Source organism: Oleiphilus sp. HI0128 (assembly GCF_001635365.1).
Genome location: NZ_LWGG01001051.1, coordinates 1 through 4425 on the forward strand (window position 1 = coordinate 1; position 4425 = coordinate 4425).

The window sequence follows — 4425 nt, forward strand, 5'->3', positions numbered from 1 at the left end:
CATCTGCAATACCAAGGGGGTAAATATTTCGGTAGCACGCGCCGTTCTTAATGGCTATCGCCACGCTCTATTCCCACTTTCATATCAATAATTCGTTTACCGATAAACTTATTCCCCGAGGCCTCCGCTGCAATCGCCAAAGCATGAGTAATCGGCATGCCGGAAGCGAGCATCATGGCAAAGTTTCGGGTAAATCGTGATAAGGCGATCTGTTCAAATAAAACCCCTACTATTGGAAAGCCGAGTTTTTTCCTATCCCAAATATAATTGCCATTCTCCGTCGCCACCCACTGTTTAAAGGCATATATTCCCGCAAAAATAAGACCGATAATCAGCCACCAGTAAGCCAAACAAAACTCAGAGGTCGCCACAAGTATCTGAGTCGGTAGCGGCAGGTCTGCACCAAATTTGGCAAAGACACTGGCAAATTTTGGAATAACGAACAAGTTAACAATAAACAAGGCGATGAAGATCGCAGAAATAACCATGGTTGGATAGCGAGTCGCTTGCTTGATACGTTTACGTGTATCACGCTCCATTTCCAGGCTCTCACTTAATCGTTTAAAGGCTTCCTCAAGTTGACCTGTATTTTCACCTACGTGAATCATACTAATAAACAAATCAGAAAAGACCTTGGGGTGGGCCTGCATGCATGAAGCTAAATTCACACCTGACTCTAGGCGCTGAGAAACATCAAAGAGTGTCTCGCGAAGCACTTCTGACTTGGTTGAATCCGCCAAGCCTTTCATTGCACGTATAATAGGAATACCGGCGCGAGCCAAAGCATTCATTTGCCGACAAAAAATAATCAGCTCATCAAGCGTCACTTTGGGTTTGATCAGCTGTATATTTATACTGCCCAAACTTTTTGACGCTTCCTGCAGCTCACTGATTTGAACCGGAGTAATACCTTTTTTAAGCAGCTCATTGGCAGCAGCTGACTCTGAAGCTATCTCCAGTTCACCGCTAACCTGGGCCCCTTTTGCATCACGCCCCTTGTATTGAAATCGAGCCATTAACCCTGCCACCCTTCAAGTAAGTTACTCATCGAGTTCATCCAGGTCTATTTCCAGCTCATCGTCCAAGCTTGCCCCCAATTCATCAAGGGTTGCAGAAATTCTGAAGACCTCATCAATCGTCGTAATACCCTGACGCGCATACTCTAAGGCGCACCGATCCAAGGGCTCGTAATAAGCATTCATCTTGGCAGCTTCAGCAAAGGCATCCGGGTCTGCACGACGAAGCGCCCCCAAAGTACGATCATCCATTTCTAGCCACTCGTAAATACCTACTCGCCCTTTATAGCCGGTATCACTGCACTGGTAACAGCCGCTTCCAACAGTGAAATTATCTGGTAGGATTTCACCTTCAGCGACCATACTACCTAGCCAGATTCTCTCCTGTTCCGTTGGGTGATACTCGGTCGCACAGTTCGGGCATACCCGTCTGATAAGACGCTGGGCCAGCACCCCGCCCAAAGAACTCGCTACCAAATAAGGCTCTGCGCCCATATCAATCAAACGCATGGCACTGCCAATCGCGTCATTGGTATGCAAGGTCGACATCACCATATGACCTGTCATTGCCGCCCGCAAGCCAATTTCTGCGGTCTCTTGGTCTCGCATCTCACCAACCAAAACAATATCCGGGTCTTGACGCAAACAGGCCCTAAGTACGGTAGAAAAATTCAATCCCACCTTTGGGTTAACCTGTACCTGAGTAATTCGCGGAAGACGATATTCAACCGGATCTTCTGCGGTAATAATTTTTACTTCTGGTTTGTTCAATTCAGATAGCGCGCCATACAAAGTGGTCGTTTTACCACTCCCCGTCGGCCCGGTTACCAGTACCAGTCCATGCGGACGTGTCACTGCGATTCTAAAACGCTCGAGTATTTTGGGGGGCATACCTACCTTGTCCAGCCCCAGAATACCTTCGGTCTGATCAAGAAGACGCATCACCACGGACTCGCCATATTGCGTAGGCATCGTCGATAGACGCACATCCACTGACCGCGCCTTAACCCTAACGTTAAAGCGTCCATCTTGAGGAATTCTTTTTTCGGATATATTTAAGCCCGACATCAACTTCAAACGCAGTACCAGGGCGGCATTGATTCGTGTCTCTTTCATCACCTGCTCTTGCAGAATGCCATCTATACGCTGCCTGATTCGTACCACACTTTCGTCTGGTTCAATATGTATATCAGATGCTCTCGCCTGCACCGCATCTTCAAAAATAGATTGCAGCAGTTTTACAACCGGTGCTTCACTGTCATCTCCGGTCGTGGTTAACTCAGCCAAGTCGAAAGCATCATCTTCCAACTCTTCTTCAAGCTCTCCAGCCAAGTGAGATATTTCTTCTGTTTTACGATAAACCATGTCAATGGTCGTCAAGAGCTCGCTTTCACGAACAACCGCTAGACGTAAAGGCTGGTTGACCGCTCGACCAATCTCATCGAAGGCCATAAGATCCATCGGGTCGGCCATGCCGACTAACAACTCTCCCTGCTGTTCATCTAAGACTATCGCTCTGAAACGTCGTGCTAATGTCTCCGGCAGCTTATTAACCAGGTCGTTATTAAACTGGTAATGACGAAGGTGAACAAATGGCACTTCCAACTGCTGAGACAGTAAATTCAGAAGTTTGTCTTCATCAACATAACCAAGATCGATCAGCGCTTTACCGAGCTTCCTTCCGGTCTTTTTCTGCTCCGATAGGGCCGTCATTAGCTGATCTTCGGTAATAACACCGTTTTGTATCAGCAAGTCACCAATTCGAATTTTCTTTTTCGGTTCACTCATATCTTCACTCAATTACTTTACCGAGGACAGGGCTGTCAGCCGCTGACCGATATAACTCTCTAGCGCACGATTCAAACCAGGCAGGGTCATCGCCTGTTGATAAGCAAATACAGCCTGCCGCCCTTGTTTAAGCTGGTCTGCCGCAATCCCCAAACCAGCCCACCAGTCTGCAACCGTGTCGTTGCTCTGTATAAGCTGACTGTATTGTTCAAACGCTTTGCCTGATTGCCCATTTCGTTGGTATAGCGATGCCATCAATGCAAAGTACTCTGGCATCTTGTCAATATCTGGCAAGGACTGCTCTAGTAAAGCAACGGCGAGCTCAGGCTCCCCTTGCATCAACATCCATCGCGCTTTAACTTGTCTCAGGTCTGGGCTCAATGGCTTACCCGCCCGGCCCAGCAGGCCCGACAGCTCGTTGAAGCGCTGGTCTTGCAGTAAGCGATTTGCCAAAACGCTGAGCGTTTTATCGACAGTCTTGTTCTCGGCAACAAAAGCCTGCATTAAAGCATAAGCTTCTGCTGGCTTACCTATTTCAAATAATGAAATAGCATCTGATGCCATTTTTAAATCAAGTGCAGAGGGAGACAAAACAACACCAAGCGGCTTGGCCTTGGTTTTCGCTTTTGTCTGCAAATTTGGCTCAGCATCAGCTCCCTTGCTAACAGTACTCTTATCAACTTTTGGCTGAGTCACAATATTATCGCTAGCCTTTTTGACTTCACGACTCTCTTTTGCCACAACAGATTTCGTTGCTTTGCTTTCTTCCACGACACTTGTTCGCGCTTTTTTCTCAACAATAGCCGAGGCAACCGGCTCCACTCTTTTCTTTTCTTTTAGCGCAGATTCTTGCAAAACCTGAGTCTGTTTCGTCGCTACAGCAGGTTCGAGTAATTTAGGCCCGGCTATCTGCTTTTCATTTACTGTCTGCTCTTCGACAGGCATTGTCGGCGCTTGCTGTGAAAGCCCTGCTTCCGATTGAACCGCCCGCTCACTATTATTGTCTCTATCTCCAGAGACAACAGTGCTTTCCTCAGTCGACATAAGAATATAAGCAAACAAGCTCGCCACCAGAATGACCAAGACGACCAAAATAAGATCTTTCTGCTTAAAGCTACTTTGTTTGGGCTCGATCATGCTTTCTCGAGACACGCCCGTATCTAGGGAACCGGTTTGCTCAGGGGCTTTACGCTTCTCCAGATCCCTAAGCATATCATTGACTAAACTCATGAAAGCGCTCCAGGTAGAGGCATAGATCGCCACCAGGGTTTATGTGCGCTTTCCGTATCTTTAATCGCTGCTTTCATATGCTTCGCGGTCACTAGGTTTACACCCTCACCAAAGGCGCCCATCAGCGCCTTATGGCATAAAATATTTACCAAGCGAGGAATACCTTTGGATGCACTCACTAATAGTGAAATTGCTTTTGCTTCAAACAAACGACCACCGCTGTATCCTGCCAGGATCATTCGATGAGAAATATATTGTTCGACACCCTCCCTATCGAGCGGGCGAATTTCATGCTGAAACGTTATTCTTTGCTGCAGCTGTCGAAGACTTTTGCTATTCAACATTTCATCCAATTCTGGCTGACCAAAGAGTACAACCTGCATCAGTTTTG

General features: G+C 47.1%; 4 protein-coding genes. All 4 read right to left on the reverse strand.

Annotation, left to right across the window (positions count from 1 at the left end):
* Positions 1-47: 47 nt before the first annotated feature.
* Positions 48-1016 carry a type II secretion system F family protein gene (locus tag A3763_RS17835; protein WP_068760272.1) on the reverse strand — a complete coding sequence of 323 codons (969 nt, stop codon included), beginning with the start codon at positions 1014-1016 and terminating at the stop codon, positions 48-50.
* Positions 1017-1040: 24 nt separating this feature from the next.
* Positions 1041-2804: a GspE/PulE family protein gene (locus A3763_RS17840; RefSeq protein ID WP_068509834.1), complete on the reverse strand. Its 1764-nt coding sequence runs from the start codon at positions 2802-2804 to the stop codon at positions 1041-1043.
* A 12-nt stretch (positions 2805-2816) separates the two neighbouring features.
* Positions 2817-4034, reverse strand: a complete 1218-nt coding sequence (locus tag A3763_RS17845) for a M48 family metallopeptidase (RefSeq protein WP_068509830.1) — start codon at positions 4032-4034, stop codon at positions 2817-2819.
* On the reverse strand, positions 4031-4425 hold a 395-nt coding region (locus A3763_RS28840; RefSeq protein ID WP_369823134.1), incomplete at its 5' end, for an ExeA family protein. The genes A3763_RS28840 and A3763_RS17845, both read right to left, overlap by 4 nt.

Coding starts and splice junctions, on each gene's coding strand:
- A3763_RS17835 (WP_068760272.1), bottom strand. CDS start 1,016: ATGGCTCGATTTCAATACAAGGGGCGTGATGCAAAAGGGGCCCAGGTT.
- A3763_RS17840 (WP_068509834.1), bottom strand. CDS start 2,804: ATGAGTGAACCGAAAAAGAAAATTCGAATTGGTGACTTGCTGATACAA.
- A3763_RS17845 (WP_068509830.1), bottom strand. CDS start 4,034: ATGAGTTTAGTCAATGATATGCTTAGGGATCTGGAGAAGCGTAAAGCC.